General features: G+C 62.9%; 30 protein-coding genes. 18 read left to right on the plus strand and 12 right to left on the minus strand.

Going from position 1 to position 25605, the window contains the following annotated elements; translation table 11 throughout:
- Positions 1–24 precede the first annotated feature (24 nt).
- The 4 genes from dapD to LHFGNBLO_RS07985 all read left to right on the plus strand — a co-directional run bounded on the left by dapD (position 25) and on the right by LHFGNBLO_RS07985 (position 2465).
- Positions 25–879: a 2,3,4,5-tetrahydropyridine-2,6-dicarboxylate N-succinyltransferase gene (gene dapD, locus LHFGNBLO_RS07970; RefSeq protein WP_258605686.1), complete on the plus strand. Its 855-nt coding sequence runs from the start codon at positions 25–27 to the stop codon at positions 877–879.
- A 76-nt stretch (positions 880–955) separates the two neighbouring features.
- On the plus strand, positions 956–1309 hold the full coding sequence (locus LHFGNBLO_RS07975) for a DUF805 domain-containing protein (RefSeq protein WP_258605687.1): 354 nt from the start codon (positions 956–958) through the stop codon (positions 1307–1309).
- A complete protein-coding gene (locus LHFGNBLO_RS07980) occupies positions 1287–1679 on the plus strand; it encodes a DUF805 domain-containing protein (RefSeq protein WP_413774671.1) in 393 nt (130 codons plus the stop codon). The genes LHFGNBLO_RS07975 and LHFGNBLO_RS07980 overlap by 23 nt, the downstream gene beginning before the upstream one ends.
- A gap of 21 nt (positions 1680–1700) precedes the next feature.
- A complete protein-coding gene (locus LHFGNBLO_RS07985) occupies positions 1701–2465 on the plus strand; it encodes a hypothetical protein (protein WP_258605689.1) in 765 nt (254 codons plus the stop codon).
- On the opposite strand, the gene LHFGNBLO_RS07990 is transcribed toward LHFGNBLO_RS07985, so the two are convergent.
- Positions 2368–3408 carry a 2-dehydropantoate 2-reductase gene (locus LHFGNBLO_RS07990; protein ID WP_258605691.1) on the minus strand — a complete coding sequence of 347 codons (1041 nt, stop codon included), beginning with the start codon at positions 3406–3408 and terminating at the stop codon, positions 2368–2370. The two genes, LHFGNBLO_RS07985 and LHFGNBLO_RS07990, sit on opposite strands and share 98 nt — an antisense overlap.
- 117 nt (positions 3409–3525) lie before the next feature.
- Here LHFGNBLO_RS07990 and dapE point away from each other — a divergent pair, with 117 nt between their 5' ends.
- Both dapE and LHFGNBLO_RS08000 read left to right on the plus strand, forming a co-directional pair.
- Positions 3526–4725 (plus strand): succinyl-diaminopimelate desuccinylase, encoded by a 1200-nt coding sequence (gene dapE / locus LHFGNBLO_RS07995; RefSeq protein ID WP_258605692.1) that lies wholly within the window; start codon positions 3526–3528, stop codon positions 4723–4725.
- Positions 4726–5331, plus strand: coding sequence for a transporter (locus tag LHFGNBLO_RS08000; RefSeq protein ID WP_258605694.1), 606 nt, complete (start codon positions 4726–4728; stop codon positions 5329–5331). It abuts the gene before it with no gap.
- On the opposite strand, the gene truA is transcribed toward LHFGNBLO_RS08000, so the two are convergent.
- The 4 genes from truA to def are packed head-to-tail and all read right to left on the minus strand — an operon-like array spanning position 5328 to position 8086.
- Complete coding sequence (gene truA, locus LHFGNBLO_RS08005) at positions 5328–6083, minus strand: tRNA pseudouridine(38-40) synthase TruA (RefSeq protein WP_258605695.1); 756 nt, start codon at positions 6081–6083, stop codon at positions 5328–5330. The genes LHFGNBLO_RS08000 and truA overlap by 4 nt on opposite strands.
- A 20-nt stretch (positions 6084–6103) precedes the next feature.
- Positions 6104–6613 carry a GNAT family N-acetyltransferase gene (locus LHFGNBLO_RS08010; RefSeq protein ID WP_258605697.1) on the minus strand — a complete coding sequence of 170 codons (510 nt, stop codon included), beginning with the start codon at positions 6611–6613 and terminating at the stop codon, positions 6104–6106.
- Positions 6610–7545 (minus strand): methionyl-tRNA formyltransferase, encoded by a 936-nt coding sequence (fmt, locus tag LHFGNBLO_RS08015; protein ID WP_258605699.1) that lies wholly within the window; start codon positions 7543–7545, stop codon positions 6610–6612. The genes LHFGNBLO_RS08010 and fmt overlap by 4 nt, the downstream gene beginning before the upstream one ends.
- A 10-nt stretch (positions 7546–7555) precedes the next feature.
- Positions 7556–8086 (minus strand): peptide deformylase, encoded by a 531-nt coding sequence (gene def, locus LHFGNBLO_RS08020; RefSeq protein ID WP_258605700.1) that lies wholly within the window; start codon positions 8084–8086, stop codon positions 7556–7558.
- A 103-nt stretch (positions 8087–8189) separates the two neighbouring features.
- Here def and LHFGNBLO_RS08025 point away from each other — a divergent pair, with 103 nt between their 5' ends.
- The gene (locus tag LHFGNBLO_RS08025; protein WP_258605702.1) at positions 8190–9458 is read left to right on the plus strand and encodes a DNA recombination protein RmuC; all 1269 of its coding nucleotides are present in this window, start codon (positions 8190–8192) and stop codon (positions 9456–9458) included.
- A 15-nt stretch (positions 9459–9473) separates the two neighbouring features.
- Here LHFGNBLO_RS08025 and LHFGNBLO_RS08030 read toward each other — a convergent pair whose 3' ends face one another.
- The 3 genes from LHFGNBLO_RS08030 to LHFGNBLO_RS08040 all read right to left on the minus strand — a co-directional run bounded on the left by LHFGNBLO_RS08030 (position 9474) and on the right by LHFGNBLO_RS08040 (position 11815).
- Positions 9474–9878 (minus strand): GFA family protein, encoded by a 405-nt coding sequence (locus LHFGNBLO_RS08030; RefSeq protein WP_258605703.1) that lies wholly within the window; start codon positions 9876–9878, stop codon positions 9474–9476.
- A gap of 66 nt (positions 9879–9944) precedes the next feature.
- Entirely contained in the window at positions 9945–10907 is a 963-nt protein-coding gene (locus tag LHFGNBLO_RS08035; protein WP_258605705.1) for a cation diffusion facilitator family transporter, read from the minus strand.
- Between the two features lie 98 nt (positions 10908–11005).
- A complete protein-coding gene (locus tag LHFGNBLO_RS08040) occupies positions 11006–11815 on the minus strand; it encodes a transglutaminase-like domain-containing protein (RefSeq protein WP_258605707.1) in 810 nt (269 codons plus the stop codon).
- 212 nt (positions 11816–12027) lie between these two features.
- Here LHFGNBLO_RS08040 and LHFGNBLO_RS08045 point away from each other — a divergent pair, with 212 nt between their 5' ends.
- Both LHFGNBLO_RS08045 and sugE read left to right on the plus strand, forming a co-directional pair.
- The gene (locus LHFGNBLO_RS08045) at positions 12028–12153 is read left to right on the plus strand and encodes a hypothetical protein (RefSeq protein WP_258591069.1); all 126 of its coding nucleotides are present in this window, start codon (positions 12028–12030) and stop codon (positions 12151–12153) included.
- A gap of 231 nt (positions 12154–12384) precedes the next feature.
- Complete coding sequence (gene sugE, locus LHFGNBLO_RS08050; RefSeq protein ID WP_258605709.1) at positions 12385–12699, plus strand: quaternary ammonium compound efflux SMR transporter SugE; 315 nt, start codon at positions 12385–12387, stop codon at positions 12697–12699.
- A gap of 76 nt (positions 12700–12775) precedes the next feature.
- On the opposite strand, the gene LHFGNBLO_RS08055 is transcribed toward sugE, so the two are convergent.
- Positions 12776–13204, minus strand: a complete 429-nt coding sequence (locus LHFGNBLO_RS08055; RefSeq protein WP_258605711.1) for a DUF6481 family protein — start codon at positions 13202–13204, stop codon at positions 12776–12778.
- A gap of 222 nt (positions 13205–13426) precedes the next feature.
- Here LHFGNBLO_RS08055 and LHFGNBLO_RS08060 point away from each other — a divergent pair, with 222 nt between their 5' ends.
- Positions 13427–14488: an LLM class flavin-dependent oxidoreductase gene (locus LHFGNBLO_RS08060; protein ID WP_258605713.1), complete on the plus strand. Its 1062-nt coding sequence runs from the start codon at positions 13427–13429 to the stop codon at positions 14486–14488.
- Positions 14489–14527: 39 nt separating this feature from the next.
- Here the strand turns inward: LHFGNBLO_RS08060 and LHFGNBLO_RS08065 are convergent, their stop codons facing one another.
- Together LHFGNBLO_RS08065 and LHFGNBLO_RS08070 are read right to left on the minus strand one after the other, a co-directional pair.
- Positions 14528–15358, minus strand: coding sequence for a helix-turn-helix domain-containing protein (locus LHFGNBLO_RS08065; protein ID WP_413774672.1), 831 nt, complete (start codon positions 15356–15358; stop codon positions 14528–14530).
- A gap of 104 nt (positions 15359–15462) precedes the next feature.
- The gene (locus LHFGNBLO_RS08070) at positions 15463–16017 is read right to left on the minus strand and encodes a carboxymuconolactone decarboxylase family protein (protein ID WP_258605714.1); all 555 of its coding nucleotides are present in this window, start codon (positions 16015–16017) and stop codon (positions 15463–15465) included.
- 306 nt (positions 16018–16323) lie between these two features.
- Here LHFGNBLO_RS08070 and LHFGNBLO_RS08075 point away from each other — a divergent pair, with 306 nt between their 5' ends.
- From LHFGNBLO_RS08075 to LHFGNBLO_RS08110, 8 genes are all read left to right on the plus strand, one after another.
- Complete coding sequence (locus LHFGNBLO_RS08075) at positions 16324–17499, plus strand: AI-2E family transporter (RefSeq protein WP_258605716.1); 1176 nt, start codon at positions 16324–16326, stop codon at positions 17497–17499.
- A gap of 127 nt (positions 17500–17626) precedes the next feature.
- Positions 17627–18628: an LLM class flavin-dependent oxidoreductase gene (locus LHFGNBLO_RS08080; RefSeq protein ID WP_258605717.1), complete on the plus strand. Its 1002-nt coding sequence runs from the start codon at positions 17627–17629 to the stop codon at positions 18626–18628.
- Between the two features lie 311 nt (positions 18629–18939).
- The gene (gene dnaK / locus LHFGNBLO_RS08085) at positions 18940–20856 is read left to right on the plus strand and encodes a molecular chaperone DnaK (RefSeq protein ID WP_258605719.1); all 1917 of its coding nucleotides are present in this window, start codon (positions 18940–18942) and stop codon (positions 20854–20856) included.
- Positions 20857–21068: 212 nt separating this feature from the next.
- Entirely contained in the window at positions 21069–22199 is a 1131-nt protein-coding gene (dnaJ, locus tag LHFGNBLO_RS08090; RefSeq protein ID WP_258605720.1) for a molecular chaperone DnaJ, read from the plus strand.
- Between the two features lie 113 nt (positions 22200–22312).
- The gene (pmtA, locus tag LHFGNBLO_RS08095; RefSeq protein ID WP_258605721.1) at positions 22313–22918 is read left to right on the plus strand and encodes a phospholipid N-methyltransferase PmtA; all 606 of its coding nucleotides are present in this window, start codon (positions 22313–22315) and stop codon (positions 22916–22918) included.
- A gap of 64 nt (positions 22919–22982) precedes the next feature.
- Positions 22983–23579 carry an NADPH-dependent FMN reductase gene (locus tag LHFGNBLO_RS08100; RefSeq protein WP_258605723.1) on the plus strand — a complete coding sequence of 199 codons (597 nt, stop codon included), beginning with the start codon at positions 22983–22985 and terminating at the stop codon, positions 23577–23579.
- Positions 23576–24280 (plus strand): orotidine-5'-phosphate decarboxylase, encoded by a 705-nt coding sequence (gene pyrF / locus LHFGNBLO_RS08105; RefSeq protein ID WP_258605725.1) that lies wholly within the window; start codon positions 23576–23578, stop codon positions 24278–24280. The genes LHFGNBLO_RS08100 and pyrF overlap by 4 nt, the downstream gene beginning before the upstream one ends.
- A gap of 30 nt (positions 24281–24310) precedes the next feature.
- Positions 24311–24598 (plus strand): DUF1330 domain-containing protein, encoded by a 288-nt coding sequence (locus tag LHFGNBLO_RS08110; RefSeq protein WP_258605727.1) that lies wholly within the window; start codon positions 24311–24313, stop codon positions 24596–24598.
- Positions 24599–24621: 23 nt separating this feature from the next.
- Here the strand turns inward: LHFGNBLO_RS08110 and LHFGNBLO_RS08115 are convergent.
- Positions 24622–25570 (minus strand): IS630 family transposase gene (locus LHFGNBLO_RS08115; RefSeq protein ID WP_258599869.1). Its coding sequence is split into 2 segments (ribosomal slippage): positions 24622–25233 and positions 25235–25570, totalling 948 coding nucleotides; the frame shifts between segments, so codons are not numbered across the junction.
- Positions 25571–25605: the final 35 nt, after the last annotated feature.

Consider the following 25605-nt stretch of genomic DNA (forward strand, 5'->3'; position numbering starts at 1 on the left):
ACAGCTTGGTAACGGAGCGAAATCATGTCGAAGCCCGATCTGGCGAGCCTCGAAAGGACCATCGAGAAGGCCTTCGAAGAACGTGACACGATTTCGACCGCCACGCGCGGCGAAACGCGCGATGCCATCCAGTCGGCGCTCGACCTGCTCGACCGGGGCACCGCCCGCGTCGCCGAGCGCCAGGAGGACGGCAAGTGGCACGTCAACCAGTGGCTGAAGAAGGCGGTGCTGCTGTCGTTCCGGCTCAATCCGATGGAGATCATCAAGGGTGGCCCCGGCGAGGCGGTGTGGTGGGACAAGGTGCCGTCGAAATTCGACGGCTGGAGCGCTGTCGATTTCGAGAAGGCAGGGTTCCGCGCGGTGCCGTCATCGATCGTTCGCCGCTCCGCCTATGTCGCGCCGGGCGCCGTGCTGATGCCGTCCTTCGTCAATGTCGGCGCCTATGTCGACAGCGGCACCATGGTCGACACATGGGCTTCCGTCGGCTCCTGCGCCCAGATCGGCAAGAACGTGCATCTGTCGGGCGGCGTCGGCATCGGCGGCGTGCTGGAGCCGATGCAGGCCGGCCCGACCATCATCGAGGACAATTGTTTCATCGGCGCGCGCTCCGAAGTGGTCGAAGGCTGCATCGTGCGCGAAGGCTCGGTGCTCGGCATGGGTGTCTTCATCGGCCAGTCGACCAAGATCGTCGACCGCGCCACCGGCGAGGTTTTCTACGGCGAAGTGCCGCCCAATTCGGTGGTTGTGGCCGGCACGATGCCGGGCAATAACGTGCCGGGCGAAAACTGGGGCCCCAGCCTCTACTGCGCCGTCATCGTCAAGCGCGTCGACGCCAAGACGCGTTCGAAGACTTCGATCAACGAGCTGCTGCGCGATTGATCTTTCCTGAAAACAGACGCACCTTCCGCCAGCGCGACAATGCGTCGCGCCTGGACGTCAATCTTGGAGGGGTGACATGGACTGGAAATATCTGCTGACAAGCTATGAGGGCCGTATCAATCGCGGCAAGTTCTGGGCGTGCATTGGTGTCATATTCGCCGGCGCTATTATCGCGATGATCATCGACAACATAATCGGCACGACATTCAATGGCGTGCCATATGGTTTCGTCTATGTGTTATACGGGCTGGCCATGATCTATTCGGTCTTTGCCGTCTATGCCAAGCGCTGGCATGACCGCGACAAGTCAGGCTGGTGGTCGCTGATCGGGCTCGTACCGGTCATCGGCGCAATCTGGCTGCTGGTAGAACTCGGCATTCTCGAAGGCACCAGAGGTGCCAATCAATATGGACCGGACCCGCTTGCCTGACAGACCAGATCTCACTTGGCTTTTCTTCAAAACCTCGGGCCGCGTCAGCCGCGCGGCCTATTTTCTTGGCGGATTGCTCGTCGCCATCATCCAGGCCTTCCCGCTCTATCGCTTCACGCTGGTGCCCGAAGGCACGACCGAGAGCAACATGTGGTCGTTCATCTTCTTCATCGCCTTCATCGCCTCGCTATGGTCGAACGTGGTGCTGGCGGTGAAGCGGCTGCACGACCTCGACAAGCCGGGCATCGCAGCGCTGGTGCTGTTCGTGCCGGTTGTCTCGATCGTCGCCTTCCTTGTGCTTTGCCTGTTCCCAGGGCAGCCCGGGCCCAACCGCTACGGCAAACGCACCAACGCACCAGCTGATTCCTAAGGGCCGATCGGACACCTCGCCATGCGCTACCGCACGCTTGATCCGAAACTGATCATCGAGACCGCCGAACGGCTGGAGGAGCGCGTCGCCGCGCGTTTTCCCGATGCCGGCCTGCGCGGCGTCGCCGCCGAACTCGTGTCGCTGTCGCGCGATCTGACCAAGGCGGCAAAGGCGCTGGAAGCGCCGATCTGGTGGCTGCGCGGCATCATCGTCGCCATCTTTGTCGCCGGCGCGCTGATGTTCCTGTTCGTCGGCACCATCCTGCCGCTCTCCCAGGCCGACGATGCGGTGCAGTCGGTGCAAAGCATCGAAGCTTCGATCAATATGATCATACTTGCCGTTCTCGGCTTCCTGGCCTTGATCCGCGCCGAGGAGCGCATCAAGCGCAAGCGGGTCTTTCGTCAGCTTCACGGCCTGCGTTCATTGATCCACGTCATCGACATGCACCAGCTGACCAAGGATCCGGCAGCGCTTTCAGCCAATTTCAAGCCGACATCGCATTCGCCTGCCCGCATCACCAACGCCGCGGACCTGGCGCGCTACCTCGACTATTGCTCCGAAATGCTGTCGATTACCGGCAAGATCGCCGCGCTGTTCGCCCAGTCGGTCAATGACGACGTGGTCATCGACGGCGTCAACGACATCGAAAACCTGGCGTCCAACCTGTCGCGAAAAATCTGGCAGAAGATCACGCTGATCGAAAGCCACCCGGCGGCGCAACCTGCTCCGGCGCCAGGCCCGGTGAGCCAAGCCGCGCCGTCTCCGCGGCGCGCACCAAAGCGGTGACGCTGTTCAGCAGAGGCGCCGGCGTGCCTGCCTTTTGAGCCAGGCCGAGCACCGCCCCCTGCAGTTCGCCGATCTCGGTCGTCCGGCCGCGCTGGAGATCGTCCCACATCGAAGAGCGCGCTTGAGGATCGATGGCAAGCATGCGCCGCGCCAAGAGCTTGAACAGCCAGTCCGGCAGCCTGAGCAGGCTTGGCAGCAGCGCAGGAGGCAGGCCAGCAATCCGCGCGGGCTCGACGCCCGATGCCTTCATTGCCGCCAGCGCCTCGTCGATCTGGCCGGCCAGGATCAGCCGCCAGCGGCGGTCGGCAAGTTCCGCCGCCAGCGGCAGACCGGAAAGCGCCACCAGCGCATTGTTCAAATTGAGCAGCAGCTTGCCCCACAGCACCGCTGTCATGTCGCCATGTGTTCCGGCCGCAAGCCCTTCGACATCGAGGAGATCGACAAGGCCGGGCACTCCATCTTCGATCATCACCTTGCCCGCGCTGGCGCGATGCACGCGAAGCGGCAATTCGCTGCCCGGTGACTGGACCACGTTGAATGGCACCATGCCCGCCAGCACCCGCGGCCCAGTGAGCGTGGCGCGCAGCCTGTCGGCATTATCGACGCCGTTCTGCAAACTGACCACCACAACGTCCGACCGAGCGTGGGCGGCAATCAGCGCTGCCATCTCTTCCGTCGCGCCGCTCTTGACCGTCACCAGGATCACATCGGCTCCTGGCAATGCGACCGCCGGTTCGGCGGTGACCGATAGCCCATCCGGCTTGATGAGGCGGTCGTGGCCATCAAGATCGGTGATGCGCAATCCGTCTTTGCGCAACGCCGAATCGATGCGCGGCCGCGCCAGCAGAATCACCTGCCGGCCAGCCAGCGCCAGACAGCCGCCGACGTAACAGCCGATGCTGCCGGCGCCGGCAATGGCGATTGTTTTAACCCCCTTGGCCATTCGATAGTCCCGCCTTGGCCTGCAACTATACGGCATGAAAACCATAATGTCGGCGGCATGGCCGGTCTTCATGTCCGGCCGTGACAGGCCTTCCGCTTTGGACTATCGCTTTTGCCCATGACGCTGCCGACCGACCCCGCCGCAAACCTCGCCGCCCTCATCCGCTGCGCCTCCGTAACACCCGCCGAGGGCGGTGCACTGAGCGCGCTGGAAGACATGCTGAAGCCGCTCGGCTTTTCCATCGAACGCCCGGTGTTTTCCGAGGACGGCACGCCGGACATCGAGAACCTTTACGCACGGCGCTCCGGCAACGGCCCGCATCTGATGTTTGCCGGCCACACCGATGTGGTGCCGGTCGGCGATGAAGCCTCGTGGACCCACCCGCCCTTTGCCGCCGAGATCGCCAAGGGCGAGATGTTCGGCCGCGGCGCCGTCGACATGAAGGGCGGCATCGCCTGTTTCATCGCCGCGGTGGCGCGCCATGTCTCGCAGAAGGGCGGCCCGAAGGGCTCGGTCTCGCTGCTGATCACCGGCGACGAAGAAGGCCCGGCCATCAACGGCACGACGAAGCTTCTCGAATGGGCGGCGGCCAAGGGCGAAAAATGGGATGCCTCGATTGTCGGCGAGCCGACCAACCCGGAGGCGCTCGGCGACATGATCAAGATCGGCCGGCGTGGCTCCTTGTCCGGCAGCATCACCGTCAACGGCCGCCAGGGCCATGTCGCCTACCCGCAGCTCGCCGACAATCCAGTGCGCGGGCTGATGACCCTGGTCGATGCCTTGCTACACCCGGTCTTCGACAAGGGGACGAAGGATTTCCAGCCGACCAATCTGGAGGTGACCTCCATCGACGTCGGCAATCCGGCCAGCAACGTCATTGCGGCGAAGGCGACGGCCATTTTCAACATCCGCTTCAACGACACGTGGACGGCCGAGACCATCCAGGCGGAAATCCACAACCGCCTCGACCAGGCGGCCAAGCGCAAGAAATACCGGACGGGGAAGAAGACGCCGGTCGACTACGAGCTCGTCTGGCGCGACCGGCCGAGCCATGTCTTCCTCACCCGCGACGACAGGCTGATCGAAACGCTCAGCCAATCGGTCAAGGCTGCGATCGGCAGGAAGCCGGCGCTGTCGACATCCGGAGGTACCTCAGACGCGCGTTTCATCAAGGACTATTGCCCGGTGGTCGAATTCGGGCTGGTCGGCAAGACCATGCATATGGTCGACGAACGCGTCGCGCTTGCCGACCTGGAGACGCTGACCCAGATCTATCAGCGATTCATCGAAGACTGGTTCGAGCGAGGCGTAGCGTAAATGCTTTCAGCGGATGAAACCTACGCTTCGCTGGCTGGCGCTTGGCGGCTGATGCTCGGCAAGGCCGACGGACTGCGCCTGCTCGACCTCTCGGCGGACGGGTTCTGGAATTCCTTCTTCGCCATCGTCGTGGCGGCGCCGGCGCTGATCGTCGGCTGGGTCGGTCTTGCCAACGAGATCGGCGATCCGGACGCGTTCGCCGGACGCTTCGGCATGCTGATCCGCCTGGCAACGGTCGACATCGGCTCGTGGGTGCTGCCGCTCGTCGCTCTGGCTTTGGTCGCGCCGCGCGCCGGCATCGGCGGCCGGTTCGTCCACTATGTCGTCGCCAGCAACTGGGCGTCGGCGATCATCGCCTGGATGATGCTGCCTTCGGCGCTGATCAGGCTTTTCGTGCCTTCCACCAACGGCCTCGCCGGACTGGTGTCGCTGTTTCTGTTTGCCCTGTCGATGGCGCTGACCTGGCGGATGACCAACGCCACCATCGGCAAGGGTGCGGCTGTCGGCACCGCTGTCTTCGCCGGTATGTTCGTGGTGTCGCTGGCCGTGCTGTTCGCCCTGCAAGCACTGCTCGGCATCAGCATACCGAGCAGTGCTGCATCCTAGAGCCCTTCAGGATAGTCAACGCCGACGAGAAACAGCCCATCGGGGGGTGCCACCTGGCCGCAGGCGGCGCGATCCCGCGCGTCGAGCGCGGCCTTGAGGTCGGCAATAGTCCAGCCGCCTTCGCCGACGCGCTTCAGCGAGCCGACCATCGAGCGCACCTGATTGTGCAGGAACGAGCGCGCCGAGGCTCTCACCTCGATCAGATCGTCGACCCGACTGACGTCCAGACGTTCGAGCGTGCGGAGCGGACTGTCGGCCTGGCACTGGGTCGAGCGGAAGGTGGTGAAATCGTGCCGTCCGAGCAGCACCTTTGCCGCCTCGTGCATGGCACCGGCGTCGAGACGCTTCGGCACCCACCACACCTTGCCCCGGTCGAGTGCCGCCGGCGCGCGCCGGTTGACGATGCGGTACAGATAATGGCGGCCAGTCGCCGAGAAGCGCGCGTCGAAGCCGTCCGGCACGGCGGCGGCCTTGAGAATGGCGATGCGCGCGCCGGCCATCTGCAGATGGGCGTTGACGGCGTCGCGCACCTTGTCGTCCGGCCACGCCTTGGCGAGATCGACATGCGCCACCTGTCCGGTGGCGTGGACGCCGGCATCGGTACGGCCGGCGCCGCGCAGCGAGACCTGCTCGCCACAGAAGCTCTCGATCGCCTGCTCAATCGCCTGCTGCACCGAAGGCTGGTCCGCCTGGCGCTGCCAGCCGGCGAAAAGGCTGCCGTCATATTCGATATCGAGACGAAAACGCGGCATGCAAGGTTGCTTGACCGCGCCTAGGCGGCGAGAGCGGAGCTGAAGGCCGAAGCGTAGACCAACTTGCCAGCCTCGGGCGCCTCGCCCCAGGTCAGTGCCTGCAGCGCTTCACCCTGGTATTCGCTTTCGAATTTTTCGGCGCGGCCGTGGCTATACCCAAAACGGCCGTAATAGGCCGGCTCGCCCAGCACCACCGCCAGCGTCTCGCCGGCGTCCTTGAGGCGGATATGCGCCTCGCGGATCAGCGCACCGCCAATGCCCGAGCCATGGAACGACGGCTCGACCGCCAGAGGCGCCAGCGCCACCGCCGCAAAGCTTTTGCCGCCATTCTGGACGAACAGCCGCGAAAACAGGATGTGGCCAACCACTTGCCCGTCTTCTTCCGCCACCAGTTCGACGACGGCATCGCCGCCGGTGACCAGCGCGTCGACCAGTCCGGCCTCCGCCTGCTGGCCGAATGCGTGTTCCTCGACAAGGCGGATCGCCTCGCGATCCCGCGGCGTCGCCGCGCGTATTGACATCATGCTCATGAGAATTTCATTCCTTTTTCGAGCTTGGCTCCGCGCAAAAACTCCTGCACGGCAGCGGGCCTTCCGCCCGCTCGTTGAACTTCGACCAGCCTGACCGCGCCTGACCCACAGGCGACCGTCAGTTGGTCATCGAGAATTCCTCCCGACTCGCCAGCGCCATCTGAAAGCGTCGAGCGAAGCAGTTTCAGCCGTTCTGTGCGGCCACCAATTTCAGTTTCGCACCATGCGCCGGGAAAGGGCGACAGGCCGCGAATATGATTGTGGACTTCGGCGGCAGGCCGTGTCCAGTCCACGCGCGTCTCCGATTTATCGATTTTTTTGGCGTAGGTCACCCCCACCATCGCCTGCGTGGTAAATGTCAGGGTGTTTGTCTCCAGCCGCGCCAGCGCTTCTACCATCAGCGCAGCGCCAATGCTCATCAACCTGTCGTGCAGGTCGCCGGCCGTCATATCGGGTCCGATGGCGCATTTTTCAACCATTGCCACCGGACCGGTGTCCAGACCTTCCTCCATCCGCATGACCATCATGCCGGTTTCGCTATCACCGGCCATGATGGCGCGCTGGATGGGTGCAGCGCCGCGCCAACGCGGCAACAGCGACGCGTGGCCGTTGAGGCAACCGAGCCGCGTCGCCCCGAGAACGGGTTTGGGCAACAGCAATCCGTAGGCGACGACCACGGCGACATCGGCCTGTAAGGCGTGGAATGCCTGCTGTTCGGCCTCACCTTTCAGCGATATCGGCGTGCGCGTCTCGATGCCCAGCCGCTCCGCCTCGCGCTGGACAGGCGACGGCGTGAGTTCCAGCCCACGGCGGCCCGCGGCGCGCGGCGGCTGCGTGTAGACAGCTGATATCTCGTGCTCGGCCTCGGCGATTGCCCGCAGCGTCGGCACGGAGAATTCCGGGGTGCCCATGAAGATGACGCGAAGGGGCATTTTTCGACCCCTATCCCACCAGCTTGCCCGGCGCCTTGTCCCTGGCGAGCTTCTTGAATTTCTTGACCACCATATCGCGCTTCAGCTTCGAGATGTGGTCGATGAACAGCACGCCGTTGAGGTGGTCGATCTCATGCTGCAGACAGGTCGCCATCAGGCCTTCGGCCTCGATCTCCTGCAGCTTGCCGTCACGGTCGAGATACTTCACCCGAACGGCAGCCGGGCGCTCGACCTCGGCATAGTAATCCGGGATCGACAGGCAGCCTTCCTCATAGACCGAGCGCTGATCGGCGCTTTCGAGGATTTCGGGATTGATGAAGACTTGCGGCGCCGGTGTCTCGTCTTCCTTGGCAAGGTCGATCACCAGCATGCGCAGCGGTTCGCCGATCTGTATCGCCGCCAGACCGATGCCCGGCGCGTCATACATGGTGTCCAGCATGTCGCCGGCGAGTTTGCGCAAAGGCCCGTCGACGCGCTCGACGGGTTTTGAAACCTGGCGCAGGACGGGGTCGGGAAGGATGATAAGCGGCTTGATCGACATGGCGTCTCACCTAAGACGTCGCGCGAAAAGCGTCAACGGGGGCAGTCCAAGGCCGTTCACGTTTTGATCTGTGCCGGCAGGCCGAATCATCTATGGTGCTGGCATGAATGACCTGACCGCCGTCCTGTCCGAACCCGTCGCCCGGCTCGGCGCCACCACGATCACGCTCGGCCACGCACTGGTTTTCGGCGCGATCCTGTTTCTTGGCCTGTTCGTGGCCCTCGTCGTCGCCCTGTGGCGGTCGGCCAAGGCACGTGCGGTGGCAGCCGCGGAAGCCGCCGACCATGCTCGCGATGCCGAGGCGCGGATGGCCGGCATCCTGCAAAGCCAGGCCGAGATGAAAGGCAGCATGGGCGCCATCGCCGAAGTGTTCGGGGCGCGGCAAGCCGAATTGACGCAGTCAATCGGCCAGCGCCTCGACGCCATGACCGGCCGTCTCGGCCAGACAATGACCGAGCAGACGAAATCGACGCATGAGAGCCTTGCCAAATTGCAGGAGCGGCTGGCGATCATCGATGTTGCGCAAGGCAATATCCAATCGCTTGCCGGCCAGGTCGTGCAGTTGCAGGCGATCCTCTCCAACAAGCAGACGCGCGGCGCCTTCGGCCAGTCGCGCATGGAGGCGATCGTCGCCGACGGCCTGCCGCACGGCGCCTACGAATTCCAGGCGACCTTGTCGAATGGCAGCCGGCCCGACTGCCTGGTGAAGATGCCGAACGGCGCGCCGTCGCTGGCCATCGACGCCAAATTTCCGCTGGAAGCCTGGAACGCCATCCGCGCCGCCGACGGCACCGACCTGCAGAAAATTGCCGCGCAAGCCTTTCGCCGCGACATCGAGATCCATGTCCGCGATATATCCGAGAAATATCTGATCCAGGGCGAGACGCAGGACACCGCCTTCATGTTCGTGCCGTCGGAATCGGTGTTCGCCGAGATCCATGAAAATTTCGAGGCGATCGTCCACAAGGCGCACCGCGCCCGCATCGTCATCGTCTCGCCATCGCTGCTGATGCTGTCGATCCAGGTCATCCAGGCGATCCTCAAGGATGCCCGGATGCGCGAGCAGGCGCACCTGATCCAGGGCGAGGTCATCCGGCTGATGGAGGATGTCGAACGGCTCGACGAGCGGGTGCGCAAGCTGCAGACGCATTTCGGCCAGTCGGCCAAGGACATCGACGATATCCTCGTCTCGGCGTCGAAGGTGACCAAGCGCGGCCAGAAGATCGAGGCACTGGAGTTTGGTGTGCAGCCGGGCGAGGGCGATGCCGGCACCACTGAGACTGCACGTCCGGCCGTTGCGAAAGCCGAAACGCGCGTCGCCGACTCCAAGACAGGGCAACTAAGACTACGGGTCGTCGAAGGCGACGACTGAGGCGCCGCTCCTGCGCTACTGCTCTTCGATGGTCGTCATAGCCTGAAATTCCGGCAGCCAATGCAGCGCCGAGCGGTGCCAAACCTGTTTTCTCGGGACCAGTTCCTCGCGCTGCCGCGCCGTGCCGACCCTGACGCCATAGATTTTTGGCCCGTCGCCAACCGAGGTGGCGTAGAGATGCGAACCGCAGTTGGCGCAAAACGCCTGGGCGCGCTTGGCGCCGCTGGACCCGGTTTTGATATAGATCTTCGGTGTACCCTGGGTGACCCGGTAGTCGCTTTCCGGGGCCGGGACCGTCACGCGAAACGCCGTTCCGGTCAGTTGCTGGCAATCGATGCAGTGGCAGATCGAGACCTTTTCGGGATCGACCTCCGCCTCGTAGGTGATGGCGCCGCAATGACATCCGCCCTCGATCTTCATCTTGCTTCTCCCGAAATCCGTCCCGCGATCTTAGCGCGGGATCTGCACACCTTGCAACGGCGAGCGCTATCCCGACTCGCCTGCTGCCGCCTCGACCGCCTTGCGCCGCCGCTCCCAGGTCCCACTCGTCTGCGGCTTGACGAGCAACCGCGTAATCTCTGGCATCTCCGTCTTCAGCCGCGCCTCGAGGCGCTCGACACAGGCCTCGATCTCGGGCGCCGATAGATGATCCTCGAACTCGATGCTCAGGCCGGCGACGATCTCTTCCGGCCCCAGGTGAACGGTCAGAGCGCCGTTCGCCCGCTGCACCGCTGGGTCCTGTTGAGCGATGGCCAGCAGCTTCTTCTGCACTTCCGGCGATGCCGTTTCGCCCAGCAGCAGGCCCTTGCTTTCGCGCGCCAGGAAGATCGCGGTCGCACCCAGGATCAGCGAGATGCCGATCGAGGCGGAACCGTCGAGTTGGGGCATGTCGAAAACCTCCGCAGCCAATATGCCGGCGAAGGCGACGACCAGGCCGAGAAGGGCTGCACTGTCCTCGAACAGGATCGTGTAGACGCTCGGATCCTTGCTGAGCTGTACCGCCTTGAGCCAGCCGAGCCCGCCCTTTTGCTTGCGGAATTCCTTCAGCGCCACCCACCACGAACTGCCTTCGAACAGGAACGCGAGGCCGAGCACGATATAGTTCACCTTGACGTTGGCGACCGGCTCGGGCGCCATGATGTGGACCACGCCTTCGTAGAACGACACGCCGGCGCCGAGCGCAAAGACCAGAAGCGCGACGATGAAGCTCCAGAAGTACAGCTCGCGGCCATGGCCAAGCGGATGCATGCGGTCGGCCGGGTGGGCGGCGCGATGCATGCCGTAGAGCAGCAAGCCGCCATTGCCGGTGTCGACCAGCGAGTGCACGCCTTCCGACAGCATCGCCGAACTGCCGGTGAAGAAGGCGGCGGCGAATTTGGTCAGCGCGATGGCAAGATTGCCGGCGAGCGCTGCGTAGATGACCTTTTTCGACCCGCCATGCGCCGCCATGGTGTGCTGCCCTGGTTGATGACTGAGCTTAGCGGAGCCTTCGCCCAGGCTCCACAGACATCACAACGCGCGAATTGCTCAACCGTTCAAAGGTGGCGCTACTCGACGATTTCGTCGGTCCACACTTTGAAACCGGTCAGCGTGCCCGGGCCGAAAATGTGGGTGAGCGGGACATCTGCAGCGTCGCGGCCGGAGGCGATCAGGATACGGCCGATGCGCGGCGCGTTGTTGCGCGGGTCGAAAGCGTGCCAGCGGCCGCCGAGATAGACTTCCATCCAGGCGGCGAAATCCATGCTCGCCCACGGTTTTGGCAGGCCGATGTCGCTGATGTAGCCGGTGCAATAGCGGGTCGGGATATTCAAGGCCCGGCAGAAGGTGACGGCGAGATGCGCGAAGTCGCGGCAGACGCCGCTTTGTTCGCGATAGGCTTCGGCTGCCGTGCGTGTCGGCCGTGCATTGCCATAGCTGAAGACGATATGGTTGTGGACGAAATCGCAGACCGCCTGCACCCGTGCAATGCCGAGAGGCGTGTGGCCGAACAGCCGCCATGCCTCGTTCGCCAACAGATCGCTCTCGCAAAAGCGGCTGGGCAGCAGGAACAGCAGCGTGTCCGACGGCAGGTCGCGCACTTCATGCTGCCATGCCATCAGGTCACCTATCTCGAAAGTGCCGGGGTCGCGAATCACCGCGTCGGTGCCGAAGGTGAAACGTCCGGGCGGGGCGACAAAACGATTGCACCAGTTGCCGAAACTGTCGCGGTAGCTCTGGATGGGCACCGGCGGATTGGAGGTCAGGAAATCCGGCCGCTCGAGATCGGAGGCACGGGAATAGTGGACATTGAGCATCGCGATCAGCGGCGTTTCCTGCGGAAAGTCGAAGCTCATCTCGCAGCCAATGTGGATTCGCATCTTTGTCCTGACCGGCCTGCCTGATCATCACCCGGCGAAAGCATGGGCACATGCTGCAGTGCGAAGACGACCATGACACGGACCGGCGCAGTTTACGAGGGGATTAGAAAGGCGTTGACAGCCCCAGGCCAGCACCATCGAGGGGCAACAGCCTCTTGCGGTCTGGCCAATCTCTTGTTTCACTTCGCTGCCACCAATTGGAGGAACGAATCATGGCTAAAGGTGCGATGAAGGCGGGCAAGGAAGCCCGCAAACCGAAGAAGGACGCGAAGAAACCCGCCGCGGCCCCGGCCCTGAAGGCACCGCCGGTCAAGGCGATGAAGCTGAAGGACAAGTAAGGCCTCGGCGAATCCGTTTCGGGGTAGATTTTGACCGGCAGCATCGGGTTGTGACCTGATGCCGCCGGCGTTACTGTTGATTGGTGCACGAAAACTTCTATATCCACCTGGCGAGGACGACTTCGCGCTTTCCTAAAAATGGCAGGGACGACCCGCCGATCTTTGATTGAGCATCGGATTGTCCGAAAACCGGATTGCACTTTCGGTCCGATGCTCTGATGGAGCGTTGCGATGCCGTGGATTCTTCTCTTCTTTGCCGGCCTGTTCGAGATCGGCTGGGCGATCGGCCTCAAATATGCGGACGGCTTCTCGAAGCCGCTGCCGACCGTTCTGACCATTGCCTCGATGATCGTCAGCCTGGCCTTGCTCGGCCTGGCGCTGAAGGCGCTGCCTGTCGGCACGGCCTATGCGGTGTGGACCGGCATCGGCACTGTCGGCACGGCGCTGCTCGGCATCTGGTTGCTGGGCGAGCCGGCGACCGCGATCAGGCTGGGCTGCATTGCTCTCATCGTCTGCGGCATCGCGGGACTGAAGCTCGCCGCCTAGTTTCCGGGACAAACGCATTCAGGGCCGCTGAAGGCGACCCTGATTTCCCGATTGTTCGGGCCACGCCCTGGAAGCGCTAGCGGGCGGAAAAGCCCGGAGGCGTCCTGCCGGTGCGCTGCTTGCGCGCCGCATAACGCGCGTCGCGCTTGGCCTTGCGTTCGGCTTCGTCGGCGAGCAAACGGGCGATACGCTCGTTCTCGTCGGCTTCCCGGATCTTTGCTTCCGCTTGTGCCGCCTCTTCAGCGGCGAGACGCGCCGCTTCAGCAGCTGCCTCGCGCTCGGCCTTTTCGACCGCTTCGCGTGCCAGCTTTTCCTGCTTCAGCCGGGCCTTTTCAGCCTCACGCTTTTCACGGGCCTCGAGGATCGCCTTGCGTTCGGCCTGTCGCGCCAGCACTGCAGGATCGTCTGCTGCCGGCTTTGACTTGAAGCGCTCCAGAAGCGCCTTCTTTGCCTCGTTTGCGGCGTTGCGCCGCTCGAAAACGTCTTTTTCCCTGTAAATAGCCAAGTCCACTTCCCTGAAGTCAATTCGCGACGCTTACATACGCGTGAAAACCGAGAGTTCAAGCGCCAAAACGGCATGGCAGCCATGAAATTGTTGGCTGTTGCAGCCGGGAGACGCCTTTTCGCCCGAAACCCGACATGCACTGTTCACCGTCCAGCCCTCTGGCGGCGCGCTGGACGGATGGCTACCTCTAGCGCGAAAAGCAACACATCAGGATGACATGTCATGGAACTCGGTCTCTATACTTTCGCTGACGTCAGCCCCGAACCGGGTCCCGGCGCCATCGGCCCGCATCAGCGGCTGCGCAATTTGATCGAGGAGATCGAGCTGGCCGACCAGGTCGGCCTCGATGTCTTCGGGCTGGGGGAGCATCACCGTCCCGACTATGCCGCATCCGCGCCGGTCGTGGCGCTCGCTGCAGCTGCCGAACGCACCAAGCGCATCAAGCTGACCAGCGCGGTCACCGTGCTGTCCTCAGACGACCCGGTTCGCGTCTTCCAGCAGTTTGCGACGCTCGATCTTTTGTCGGGCGGCCGCGCCGAGATCATGGCCGGGCGCGGCTCGTTCATCGAATCCTTTCCGCTGTTCGGCTACAATCTCGAAGACTATGACGAGCTGTTTGCCGAAAAGCTCGACCTGCTGCTCGCCATCCGCGACAGCGTCAAGGTGACCTGGTCCGGCAATCTGCGCGCAGCGATCAACGGTCGCGGCGTCTATCCCCGCCCCTTCCAGGACAAGTTGCCGATCTGGATCGCGATTGGTGGGACGCCACAGTCTGCCGCCCGCGCGGGTGCACTCGGCCTGCCGCTGGCGCTCGCCATCATCGGCGGCGAGCCGGCGCGGTTCGCGCCGCTGTTTGACATCTACCGCGAAGCCGCAAATCGGGCCGGCAACAATCCGGCGGATCTCGCCACCAGCATCAACGTTCACGGCTTCATCGCCGAGACCACCGACCAGGCGGCCAACGACTTTTACGGGCCGCAGGCCGAGGTGATGAACCGTATCGGCCGCGAGCGCGGCTGGGGTCCGACGTCGCGAGCGCATTTCGACCAGTCGCGCGGCCCGAACGGCGCGCTGTTCGTCGGCAATCCCGAACAGGTGGCCGAAAAGATCGTCGCCCAGCACAGGATCTTCGGCAATGACCGTTTCCTGCTGCAGATGGCGATCGGCATCATGCCGCATGCAAAGGTCATGAAGGCGATCGAACTCTACGGTACCAGGGTGGCGCCGATCGTGCGCAAGGAAACGGCGAAGGCGGTTGCTGCGGTAGCAGCGCCTGTAGCCTGAGCGGCGGACGGCTCGTCCGCGCAGCCTGGCGGTTGCGCGCTACGGGTTGCCAGCGGCCGCCATCATCTCGGCATGATGGATCTCGGTCGCCTCGTCCGCCGGAAACATGCACTCAATGCGCAATTCCTGGGCGGCAACGGTTTGAGGCGTGCCCACGGTGGTGACCATCGAAAAGTAGTTGAGAACCCGATCCCCCATGACGAAACCAAGCGGAATGGTGGGCATGAAGCCGATCGCCACGGGGTTTTTCCAGTCACTTTTCACGTCCGGATAAGCGAGCAGATCGGCCAGCAAGGCCTTGGTCTTTTCATCGACGACGCGGCCGATGGATTCGCGATAAACACGCTCGAACAAACTCCTCGCCACATCGTCCCAATTGGCGACGAACGGGCGCATGCCCTGAGGATCGAACATCAGGTGCAGAATGTTGCGCGGTCCCTGGCGAGCGTCCATGTCGAGGAAACAGCCGAAGAAGCGCGGTGCGGCTTCATTGGTCATGAGCACGTTCCAGTATCGATCCATGACCACGGCGGGAAACGGCTCCTGCTGCCGCAGCATGCGCCTCAGGGCATTGGTCACGCTTGTCATCTCTTCGGAATCCCACGCGCTCTCGGAAAACATTGGCGCGTATCCTGCCGCCAGCAGCAACGTGTTGCGGTCGCGCAAGGGCATATCGAGCGCCTGGGCAATAGTCATCAAGGTCTGGCGGCTGGGAACGCTGCGGCCGCTTTCGACGAAACTGATCTGCTTTTGCGAAATGCCCGTATCCAGCGATAGGTCGAGTTGGCTTCTGCCACGCAGATCACGCCAGTGGCGCAGGAGCACGCCCAGGTTCGGCATCATGTTGGTCGTGAGTTTCGCCGATTTCATTGCTCATATCCTCGCAGCCCAACCTGCACCATACGGCGACCGGCAGCGTCTGATGCCCGACGGCGCATGGATGGCATCGGCCAATCCATGCGCCGTCGATTGGTTCAGGCCGCCGCGGACCACGCCTGGGGCCGGAGGCGTTCCTCGACCGGCGTGCCGGCCATATTGGTGGTGGTTGCCGCCACGGTGGAAACGCCGATACCGGTCACCACTTCCAGGATCTGGGCCTTCGAATAGCCCGCCGACATAAACGCGTCGACATCCGCATCGCTCACGTTTCCTTTGTTCTCGATCAGCGCTTTCGTCAGCGTCGAGAGTGCCGCATATCTGGGATCTCTCGGCAACCGGCCATCACGGATCGCCTGGACCTCGCTTTCGGCGATCCCGTCTTCAATGGCAAACGTCGAATGCGCGGCAACGGTCCAGGGACATTTGATCGTGACCGCGTTGGTAAGCAGCAGAACCTGCTTTTCGATCTCGTCAAAGCTGCCGCCATGAAAACTGCCGAAGATGCCGACGAACCCGTTGAGAAGAACCGGATTGTTCGCCATCGTCGCCAGCGCATTCGGGAGGAAGCCAAATCTCTCTTCCAACGCCTTTAGCGCAGGCCTGGATTTTTCCGGCGCCGATTCGATTGTCTGAAGGTTGAATCTCTGCATTTCTAACGTCCTCTTCCAAGATCAGTTTCCGATTGCACGCAAACCTTCGCGTTGCGCTATAGGGGTGTTCGGTCATTGCTTCCTTCTGGCTCCGCGAAAGCCTGCCTGTATTAGGCTTGTGGAAGGCGTGGCCTCAATTACATCAAATGTAATATTTCGACCGATGCGCCCCGCATTGCCGTCTGGTTCCCGCCGAGCCCGTACAAGCGCTTCATTCCGGAAGCCGGCTCATGGAACCTGCGCCGTGACGCTGCGTTTCGTCCAGGCAATTGCCGACCGCCGAGGGGCGCCGGCTCGAGGGCGAGCATGAAAACCGAACCCACTGCCTTGGGCCAAGCCGTTGCCGACGAGTCGGATCCGCGCGTCGAAGCCCGCGCTGACACGCGTCTGATGCGGTCGCTGCTGATCGGCATTTTCATCCTGATGATCATCTACGCGTTGTATTTTGCCCGCGCCTTCTTCATGCCGGTCATCCTCGCCTTCCTGCTGACGCTGACGCTGACGCCGATCGTGCGCTTCCTGCGCAAGCACGGCGTGTCCGAAATGGTGTCGGCGACACTCTTGGTGCTGCTGTCGGTCGCCATCTTCGCCAGCGCCGGCTATCTGCTCAGCGGCCCGGTCATCGACCTCATCAACAACACCTCGTCGATCGGCCAACAGCTGACCGAGCGTCTGGCGCAGCTGCGTCCTCCTTTCGAAAAGATCATGCAGATCGCTCATGAACTGGAAGGGCTGACCAACACCGGGCAAGAGTCCGACGTGCAAAGAGTCGTGGTGTCGCAGTCCGGCATCCTGTCGCAAGCCGCCGGCAACATATTGTCGGCGGGCACCAGCCTGACCATCATCTTCGTGCTGACGCTTTTCCTGCTCGCCTCGGGCACGATGTTTTATGAAAAGATCATCCAGTCCTTCGCCAGCCTCAGCGAAAAGAAGCGGGCGCTGCGCGTCGTCTATGACGTCGAGCGCGAAATCTCGCACTATCTGCTTACCGTCGCCGTCATCAATGCCGGCCTCGGCACGGTCATCGGCCTTGGCCTGTGGGCGCTTGGCATGCCCAATCCGCTGGTCTGGGGCGCGGCCGCAGCCCTGCTCAATTTCCTGCCCTATGTCGGCGCGCTGATCACCATCGTGCTGGTCACCGTCATAGCCCTGATCAGCTTCGACAGCGTCACCTACGCGCTGCTGGCACCGGCCTTCCTGCTGTTGTGCGATATCGTCGAAGGCCAGTTCGTGACGCCGATGGTGGTCGGTCGCCGGCTCGAGATCAACGCCGTGGCCATCTTCATCGCCATTGCCTTCTGGTCCTGGCTGTGGGGCTTCGTCGGCGCGCTGATGGCGGTGCCGCTGCTGGTCGTCATCAAGGTGTTCTGCGATCATTTCGACGGCCTCAGCCATGTCGGCAATTTTTTGGCGGCGCAGCAGACGGCGGTGGTCGAGGACGAGGACGAGGAAATTTCCGGAACAGAGAAAACGGCGGGCTAGCGCAGATTCAAAGTATTGGAGCGCCCTTTGCGCGTCCTACCGGACGCAGCGGCGTTCGCATCAATTTTTTGAATTTGCGGCCTTGGCGGTCGGTTCCTACATCCGGTCCGTACACAGGATTCCGCCGATGACCGCCCTTTCCGTTCTCGACCTGTCGCCAATCGTCGAAGGCAGCAATGCTTCACAGTCGCTGGCCAATTCGCTCGACCTCGCCCGCCATGCCGAGCGCCTCGGTTACAAGCGCTACTGGCTGGCCGAGCATCACAACATGCCGGGCATCGCCAGTGCGGCCACAGCGGTGGTCATTGCCCATGTCGCCGGCGGCACCAAAACCATCCGCGTCGGCGCCGGCGGCATCATGCTGCCCAACCATTCACCTTTGGTCATCGCCGAGCAATTCGGCACGCTGGCCGCTTTGTACCCCGGCCGCATCGACCTCGGCCTCGGCCGCGCGCCCGGCACCGACATGGGCACGGCACGGGCGCTGCGCCGCAATCTCGATGCCGGCGCCGACAATTTCCCGCAGGATGTCGTCGAACTGATGGGCTATTTCCAGCCGGCCGAGGAAGGTCAACGCATCCGCGCCGTCCCCGGTGAGGGCCAGCAGGTGCCCGTCTGGATTCTCGGCTCCAGCCTCTATGGCGCGCAGCTCGCCGCCATGCTCGGTCTACCCTATGCATTTGCCTCGCATTTCGCGCCGGCCGAGCTCGACCATGCGCTGGAGATCTATCGCTCGCGCTTCCAGCCGTCGGAACAGCTCGACAAGCCGTATGTCATGCTGGGCCTCAACGTCTTCGCGGCACCGACAGATGCCGAGGCGCGGTTGTCGTTCACCTCATTGCAGCAGGCCTTCGTCAATCTGCGCACCGGCCGGCCCGGCCGGTTGCCGCCGCCGGTCGAGGATTATGAGCGCGACCTCGACCCGATGGCCAAGACCATGCTTGGCCAGGCGCTATCCTGCGCTGTCGTCGGCGCCCCGGAAACGGTTCGCCAAGGCATCGATGCCTTCGTGCGCCGCACCGGCGCCGACGAATTGATGGTCACCGCGCAGATTTTCGACCATGTGGCGCGGATACGGTCGTTCGAGATTCTGGCCGAGGCCCACAAATCACTGTCGAAAGCAGCCTGAGGCTGCCGGGTGGCGCTTTTGCAGGCGTTCAGGCCCGCATAAGCGATATTTTTTCGATGGGTGCGTGATGCCTTTTGGCGATCGACGCTGATTTCGGACGCGGGGAAGGCGCCACATGGCCGCACCCCCGGTCAACGTCGGTGGACGCCTTGCGCAGAATGCTTGCGCGCCGCGCGGCCTGTTCTTATATACGCGCCAAGCCGCTCAGTGCCGGAATGCCGGTTGCCGGAGCGGAATTTCTTGTGAACAGGGGCTTTCGTCGGAACGCCTGTACGGGTCCTGAGAGCCTGCTTAGCGGAGAGACTAGAAAAATGGCAAAAGTAATCGGTATCGATCTGGGAACCACCAACTCCTGTATCGCCATCATGGATGGCAAGGAGCCGAAGGTTATCGAGAATGCGGAAGGCGCGCGCACGACCCCTTCCATTGTCGCCATCAGCGGCGACGGCGAGCGCCTCGTCGGCCAGCCGGCCAAGCGCCAGGCGGTCACCAATCCTGAAAACACCATCTTCGCGGTCAAGCGCCTGATCGGCCGCCGCTATGACGATCCGGTGACGGAGAAGGACAAGAAGCTTGTCCCCTACAAGATCGTCAAGGGCGACAATGGCGATGCCTGGGTCGAGGCCGGCGGCAAGAAGCAGTCGCCCAGCCAGATCTCGGCAATGATCCTGCAGAAGATGAAGGAAACGGCGGAAGCCTATCTCGGCGAGAAGGTCGAGAAGGCGGTCATCACCGTTCCGGCCTATTTCAACGACGCCCAGCGCCAGGCGACCAAGGACGCCGGCAAGATCGCCGGTCTCGAAGTGCTGCGCATCATCAACGAGCCGACCGCGGCCGCGCTCGCCTACGGCCTCGACAAGAAGGAAGGCAAGACCATTGCCGTCTATGACCTTGGCGGCGGCACGTTCGACATTTCGGTACTCGAAATCGGCGACGGCGTGTTCGAGGTGAAGTCGACCAATGGCGACACCTTCCTCGGCGGCGAGGATTTCGACATGCGTCTGGTCGAATATCTGGCGGCCGAGTTCAAGAAGGAACAGGGCATCGACCTGAAGAACGACAAGCTGGCCCTGCAGCGCCTCAAGGAGGCGGCTGAAAAGGCCAAGATCGAACTGTCGTCCACCACCCAGACCGAGATCAACCTGCCGTTCATCACCGCTGACGCCACCGGGCCCAAGCACCTGACGCTGAAGCTGACTCGGGCGAAGTTCGAGAGCCTGGTCGAGGATCTCGTCCAGCGCACGATCGACCCCTGCAAGGCGGCGCTCAAGGATGCCGGCTTGAAAGCCGGCGAGATCGACGAAGTGGTTCTGGTCGGCGGCATGACCCGCATGCCCAAGATCCAGGAGATCGTGAAGCAGTTCTTCGGCAAGGAGCCGCACAAGGGCGTCAACCCGGATGAGGTCGTGGCCCTTGGCGCCGCCATCCAGGCGGGCGTGCTGCAGGGCGACGTCAAGGACGTGCTGCTGCTCGACGTGACGCCGCTGTCGCTTGGCATCGAAACGCTGGGTGGCGTGTTCACCCGCCTGATCGAGCGCAACACGACGATCCCGACCAAGAAGAGCCAGGTGTTCTCGACGGCTGAGGATAGTCAGGCCGCGGTGACCATCCGCGTCTTCCAGGGCGAGCGCGAAATGGCCGCCGACAACAAGGCGCTCGGCCAGTTCGACCTGGTCGGCATTCCGCCGGCACCACGCGGCGTGCCGCAGATCGAGGTCACCTTCGACATCGACGCCAACGGCATCGTCAACGTCTCGGCCAAGGACAAGGGCACCGGCAAGGAGCACCAGATCCGCATTCAGGCGTCTGGCGGTCTATCCGACGCCGACATCGAGAAGATGGTGAAGGACGCCGAGGCCAATGCCGAGAGCGACAAGAAGCGGCGTGCGCTGGTCGAGGCCCGTAACCAGGCCGAGGCGCTGGTGCATTCTTCGGAGAAGTCGCTGAAGGAATATGGCGACAAGGTCTCGGAAGCCGACCGCACGGCGATTGCCGATGCGATCGCGGCGCTGAAGACCGCCACCGAAGGCGACGACGCGGCCGAGATCGAGGCCAAGACGCAGGCGCTCGCCGAAGCTTCGATGAAGCTCGGCCAGGCCATGTACGAGGCTTCGCAGAAGGAAGCCGCGGAAGCCGACGCCAAGGCGGACGCTGCCAAGGACTCTGACGTGGTCGATGCCGATTTCGAAGAAATCGACGAGGACGACGACAAGAAGAAGTCGGCCTGAACCGGTTGACGGCAAATTAATGCAGAAAGCCCGGCGCAAAGCCGGGCTTTTTTGCAACCCTTTGCCAAAAAAATACGGACGTCGCCGAAAAAATGCGGGCAAACCCGCACTGAGACTGGCATCGCGGCTCTATCGCACCTAAATCGAGGCGACGTGCCGGCAAACGACGCAAGAAAACTTCAAGACGTTGAATATCCGGACAGCGGGAAAAGATGAAAGCCGATTTCTACGAAACGCTGGGCGTGCAAAAGGGCGCCGACGAGAAGGAGCTCAAGAGCGCTTTCCGCAAGCTCGCCATGCAGTTCCATCCCGACCGCAACCCCGGCGACCATTCCTGCGAGCACAAGTTCAAGGAAATCAACGAGGCCTACGAGACGCTGAAGGATCCGCAGAAGCGCGCGGCCTATGATCGTTTCGGTCACGCCGCCTTCGAACAGGGCGGCATGAATGGCGGCGCGCAAGGGTTTGGCGGCGGCGGCTTCGCCGACATCTTCGAGGACATTTTCGGCGACATGATGGGCGGGCGCCAGCGCCGCTCATCGGGCGGCCGTGAGCGCGGCGCCGATCTGCGCTACAATATGGAAATCTCGCTGGAAGAAGCCTTCGCGGGAAAGACCGCGCAGATCCGCGTGCCGGCTTCGATCTCCTGCTCGGAATGCTCGGGCAACGGCGCCAAGCCCGGCACCCAGCCCGCCACCTGCGCGATGTGCAACGGCCACGGCAAGGTGCGGGCCACGCAAGGCTTCTTCTCGATCGAACGCACCTGCCCGCAGTGCCAAGGCCGCGGCCAGACGATCAAGGACCCGTGCCCGAAATGCGCCGGCCAGGGTCGCGTCGTCGAGGAGCGCTCGCTGTCGGTCAATATCCCCGCCGGCATCGAGGACGGCACCCGCATCCGGCTTGCCAATGAGGGCGAGGCCGGCCTGCGCGGTGGTCCTTCGGGCGATCTTTATATTTTCCTGGCGGTGAAGCCGCACGAATTCTTCCAGCGCGACGGTGCTGATCTCTACTGCAAGGTGCCAATCTCGATGACGACGGCCGCACTTGGCGGTTCGTTCGAGGTGGCGACGCTGGACGGCACCCAGACGAAGGTGAAGGTGCCGGAAGGCACCCAGAACGGCCGCCAGTTCCGGCTCAAGGGCAAGGGCATGCCGGTCCTGCGCCAGCCCAATATAGGCGACCTTTACATCCAGACCGCGGTCGAGACGCCGCAGAACCTGTCGCGCCGCCAACGCGAGCTGCTGGAAGAGTTCGAGCAGCTTTCGTCGCAGGACAACTCGCCCCAGTCGAGCGGCTTTTTCGCCCGCATGAAGGACTTTTTCGAATCCTTCGGCGAGCGCTGACGCTGGTTCTCGATACGCTTCCCAAACGTCATCAACATCTTATACTCGGGTTGCGCCTTGCCTTGGACCCGGTAGCTGCTAAGTAGCACCGGGGGAGCGTTAGGAGAACTTGCATGGCACGTGGTCCGGGATTGCGGAAGGCGCTGGCGGAAAAGTTCGACGACGAGCTGAAATTCTTCAAGGGCTGGATCGACAAGCCGAAGGCTGTCGGTTCGATCGTGCCGACCAGTTCCATCACCGCGCGCAAGATGGCTTCGATCGTCAATCCGAAGTCCGGCCTGCCAGTGCTCGAAGTCGGCCCCGGCACCGGTGTCATCACCCGCGCCATCCTCGCCCAGGGCGTGAAGCCCGAAAATCTCTATGCGGTTGAATATTCCACTGATTTCGTCCGCCATCTGCGCCAGCTCTATCCGGGCGTCCACGTCATCGAAGGCGACGCGTTCAATCTCGATGCCACGCTCGGCGACAAAAGCGGCATGATCTTCGATTCGGTCGTGTCGGGCGTGCCGCTGCTCAACTTCCCGGTCGCCCAGCGCGTCGCCTATATCGAAAGCCTGCTCGACCGCATCCCGGCCGGCCGGCCGATCGTGCAGCTGACCTACGGTCCGCTGTCGCCGATACCGCCCGGCCGCGGCGACTACACGGTCGAGCATTTCCAGTTCGTCATCCGCAACATCCCGCCGACGCAGCTCTGGATCTACCGCCGCAAGGCGCATTGATCAGATCAGGGCTTGGGATTTGAGCGGCACTTGGCCTATATCTGCCCACTGACAAGAGTGGCCAATGCCAGTGATCCCCAAAATTCTCGTCTTTGCCGGTTCAGTCCGTACCGGCGCCTACAGCGGCAGGACCGCCGATGTGGCGCAAAAAGAGCTGGCCATGCAGGGCGCCGAGGTGACCCGCATCTCGCTCGCCGACTATCCGTTGCCGATCCTGGACGAGGATCTGGAGAAGGAAAAAGGCGTTCCCGAAAACGCCGTGAACCTCGGCCGGCTGATCGCCGCCCATGACGGGCTGCTGATCGCAACACCCGAATACAACGGCTCCATCCCGCCGCTGCTCAAGAACACAATCGACTGGGTGAGCCGGGTGCGCAAGGATGGCGGCCGGTCGCTCAGGCCGCTTGCCGGCAAGGTCGCCGGCCTCTGTTCGTCTTCCAACGGACACTTCGCCGGGATACGCTGCATCAACCATCTGCGCGCCGTGCTGGTGCGCTGCCGGATGGAGGTGGTGACGCCGGAGTGCTCGGTCCCGGAGGGTGGCAATTCCTTCGACGACGCCGGGAATTTCAGGGACGAGAGACTGCACAAATCGATGGAGCATCTATGCCGCACGCTGATCGAAACCTCGCGTTTGCTGTCGACCCGGATCGGGACATGATCCGCGCGGAAGACTCCATGCGGGACAGGTTGATCGTCGGCCTCGACGTGCCGACGCTGAAGCAAGCCGAGGAGACGGTGCGCGAGCTCGAAGGTGTCGTCTCCTTCTACAAGATCGGCTATCAGCTCGCCTTTGCCGGCGGGCTCGACTTCGCCCGCGAACTCGCCCAAGGCGGGACGAAGGTCTTCCTCGACATGAAGCTCCTCGACATCGACAACACGGTGGCCAAGGGCGTCGAGAACATCGTCAGGATGGGTGTAACCATGCTGACTCTGCATGCCTATCCGAAGACGATGAGGGCGGCGGTGGAAGCCGCCAAGGGCAGCGATCTTTGTCTGCTTGGCGTCACCGTGCTGACGTCCATGGACGAGCAGGACGTGATCGACGCCGGTTATGAGTATGACCCGCATACGCTGGTGCTGCGGCGCTCGGAACAGGCGCTGCATGCCGGCATGGGTGGCATCGTCTGCTCGGCCGAGGAAGCCGAAGCGGTGCGCCGGATCGTCGGCCCCAACATGGCTGTGGTCACGCCGGGAATACGGCCCAAGGGCAGCGACCATGGCGACCAGAAACGCGTGGTGACGCCGGCGCAAGCGATCCGCAACGGTTCCAGCCATCTTGTCGTTGGCCGGCCGATCGTCGCCGCGCCCGACAGGCGGGCGGTGGCGGAAGCCATTCTTGATGAGATGCGCTCGGCATAATTTCCCCACGATCAATCTCGGAGAAAAGAAATGCCCAAGGGATACTGGATCGCCCGCGTCGATGTGCGCGACGCGGAAGGCTATAAGGACTATGTTGCCGCCGCCAAGCTGGCCTTCGACCGCTTCGACGTGAAATTCCTGGCACGCGGCGGCGAACATGAAAAAGCCGAAGGCCCAGGTCGCGCACGCAACGTGATCATCGAGTTTCCGTCACTCGCCGCAGCGCATGACTGCTACCACTCACCGGAATATCAGCGCGCCGTCGCCATCCGCCAGAAGGTGGCCGACGGCGAAATCGTGCTGGTCGAGGGGACCTGAGGCAGGTTGCTCTAGAGAGCATTTCATGTTTTGACGGAAGCGTATCCCGCATTTTCGAAGTAGTTCTTGCATTCGGCTGCCTCGATGGTTTCGACGAGGTGGCCGATGTGGCGCCAAGTTTCCTCGACAGTGCGTTTCTGAGCCTGGCGCATCCAGTGTTTGATCTTGGCGAAGGCCTGCTCAATCGGATTGAGGTCCGGAGAGTAAGGCGGCAGGTACCAAAGCCTGGCGCCGGCAGCCTTGATCATCTGCCTGATGGCCGCCGACTTATGACTTCCCAGATTATCCATGACGACGATGTCGCCGGGCTTCAGAACGGTGACGAGCTGCTGCTCGACATAAGCGCGGAAGCATTGGCCGTTGATCGGTCCGTCGAAGACACAAGGTGCTGCGAGCCGATCCCAGCGCAGCGCGCCAAGGAAGGTCAGCGTGCGCCAGTGGCCGTGCGGCGCCAGGCCGCGCAGCCGCTTGCCCTTCGGCCCCCAACCGCGCAGCGGAGCCATGTTGGTCTTGATCCAGGTCTCATCGATGAAGACCAGGCACTGTGGATCGAGACCGGTCTGCCAAGATCGCCATCGCTGGCGCCTGCGGGCAATATCAGCGCGGGCCTGCTCAAGGGCGAACAGTGTTTTTTTTGAAGCTCAGGCCCTCGCGGCGCAGGAACATCCAGATCGTATTGTGCGAGACCTTGACCCCGCGCGCTTCCAACTCGTCTTTCAGCCTATGCAAACTCAGCTCAGAGGTCTGATTGATCCGCTCCACGATGAAGGCCCGATGCGGCTCAAGAATGCGCTTGCGATGTCCGCCCATCTTGCCCGGCGCCACCGAGCCGGTCGCTCGATAGCGCTGCGACCACTTCACGACAGAGGAAACTGCAACGCCAAAGCGCGATGCCACGGTACGGCAATTCTCGCCTGCGCCAACTGCTTCAACAACACGCTCACGAAGATCGTTTGAAAGCGCTCGCGTCATTAGATGCTGGCCTCCAACCCAGCCTGCGTCTTGAA

It is taken from the genome of Mesorhizobium sp. AR10, from assembly GCF_024746795.1.
Classification (GTDB): Bacteria; Pseudomonadota; Alphaproteobacteria; order Rhizobiales; family Rhizobiaceae; genus Mesorhizobium.

Coding starts and splice junctions, on each gene's coding strand:
- dapD (WP_258605686.1), top strand. CDS start 25: ATGTCGAAGCCCGATCTGGCGAGCCTCGAAAGGACCATCGAGAAGGCC.
- LHFGNBLO_RS07975 (WP_258605687.1), top strand. CDS start 956: ATGGACTGGAAATATCTGCTGACAAGCTATGAGGGCCGTATCAATCGC.
- LHFGNBLO_RS07980 (WP_413774671.1), top strand. CDS start 1,287: ATGGACCGGACCCGCTTGCCTGACAGACCAGATCTCACTTGGCTTTTC.
- LHFGNBLO_RS07985 (WP_258605689.1), top strand. CDS start 1,701: ATGCGCTACCGCACGCTTGATCCGAAACTGATCATCGAGACCGCCGAA.
- LHFGNBLO_RS07990 (WP_258605691.1), bottom strand. CDS start 3,408: ATGGCCAAGGGGGTTAAAACAATCGCCATTGCCGGCGCCGGCAGCATC.
- dapE (WP_258605692.1), top strand. CDS start 3,526: ATGACGCTGCCGACCGACCCCGCCGCAAACCTCGCCGCCCTCATCCGC.
- LHFGNBLO_RS08000 (WP_258605694.1), top strand. CDS start 4,726: ATGCTTTCAGCGGATGAAACCTACGCTTCGCTGGCTGGCGCTTGGCGG.
- truA (WP_258605695.1), bottom strand. CDS start 6,083: ATGCCGCGTTTTCGTCTCGATATCGAATATGACGGCAGCCTTTTCGCC.
- LHFGNBLO_RS08010 (WP_258605697.1), bottom strand. CDS start 6,613: ATGAGCATGATGTCAATACGCGCGGCGACGCCGCGGGATCGCGAGGCG.
- fmt (WP_258605699.1), bottom strand. CDS start 7,545: ATGCCCCTTCGCGTCATCTTCATGGGCACCCCGGAATTCTCCGTGCCG.
- def (WP_258605700.1), bottom strand. CDS start 8,086: ATGTCGATCAAGCCGCTTATCATCCTTCCCGACCCCGTCCTGCGCCAG.
- LHFGNBLO_RS08025 (WP_258605702.1), top strand. CDS start 8,190: ATGAATGACCTGACCGCCGTCCTGTCCGAACCCGTCGCCCGGCTCGGC.
- LHFGNBLO_RS08030 (WP_258605703.1), bottom strand. CDS start 9,878: ATGAAGATCGAGGGCGGATGTCATTGCGGCGCCATCACCTACGAGGCG.
- LHFGNBLO_RS08035 (WP_258605705.1), bottom strand. CDS start 10,907: ATGGCGGCGCATGGCGGGTCGAAAAAGGTCATCTACGCAGCGCTCGCC.
- LHFGNBLO_RS08040 (WP_258605707.1), bottom strand. CDS start 11,815: ATGCGAATCCACATTGGCTGCGAGATGAGCTTCGACTTTCCGCAGGAA.
- LHFGNBLO_RS08045 (WP_258591069.1), top strand. CDS start 12,028: ATGGCTAAAGGTGCGATGAAGGCGGGCAAGGAAGCCCGCAAACCGAAG.
- sugE (WP_258605709.1), top strand. CDS start 12,385: ATGCCGTGGATTCTTCTCTTCTTTGCCGGCCTGTTCGAGATCGGCTGG.
- LHFGNBLO_RS08060 (WP_258605713.1), top strand. CDS start 13,427: ATGGAACTCGGTCTCTATACTTTCGCTGACGTCAGCCCCGAACCGGGT.
- LHFGNBLO_RS08065 (WP_413774672.1), bottom strand. CDS start 15,358: ATGAAATCGGCGAAACTCACGACCAACATGATGCCGAACCTGGGCGTG.
- LHFGNBLO_RS08070 (WP_258605714.1), bottom strand. CDS start 16,017: ATGCAGAGATTCAACCTTCAGACAATCGAATCGGCGCCGGAAAAATCC.
- LHFGNBLO_RS08075 (WP_258605716.1), top strand. CDS start 16,324: ATGAAAACCGAACCCACTGCCTTGGGCCAAGCCGTTGCCGACGAGTCG.
- LHFGNBLO_RS08080 (WP_258605717.1), top strand. CDS start 17,627: ATGACCGCCCTTTCCGTTCTCGACCTGTCGCCAATCGTCGAAGGCAGC.
- dnaK (WP_258605719.1), top strand. CDS start 18,940: ATGGCAAAAGTAATCGGTATCGATCTGGGAACCACCAACTCCTGTATC.
- dnaJ (WP_258605720.1), top strand. CDS start 21,069: ATGAAAGCCGATTTCTACGAAACGCTGGGCGTGCAAAAGGGCGCCGAC.
- pmtA (WP_258605721.1), top strand. CDS start 22,313: ATGGCACGTGGTCCGGGATTGCGGAAGGCGCTGGCGGAAAAGTTCGAC.
- LHFGNBLO_RS08100 (WP_258605723.1), top strand. CDS start 22,983: ATGCCAGTGATCCCCAAAATTCTCGTCTTTGCCGGTTCAGTCCGTACC.
- pyrF (WP_258605725.1), top strand. CDS start 23,576: ATGATCCGCGCGGAAGACTCCATGCGGGACAGGTTGATCGTCGGCCTC.
- LHFGNBLO_RS08110 (WP_258605727.1), top strand. CDS start 24,311: ATGCCCAAGGGATACTGGATCGCCCGCGTCGATGTGCGCGACGCGGAA.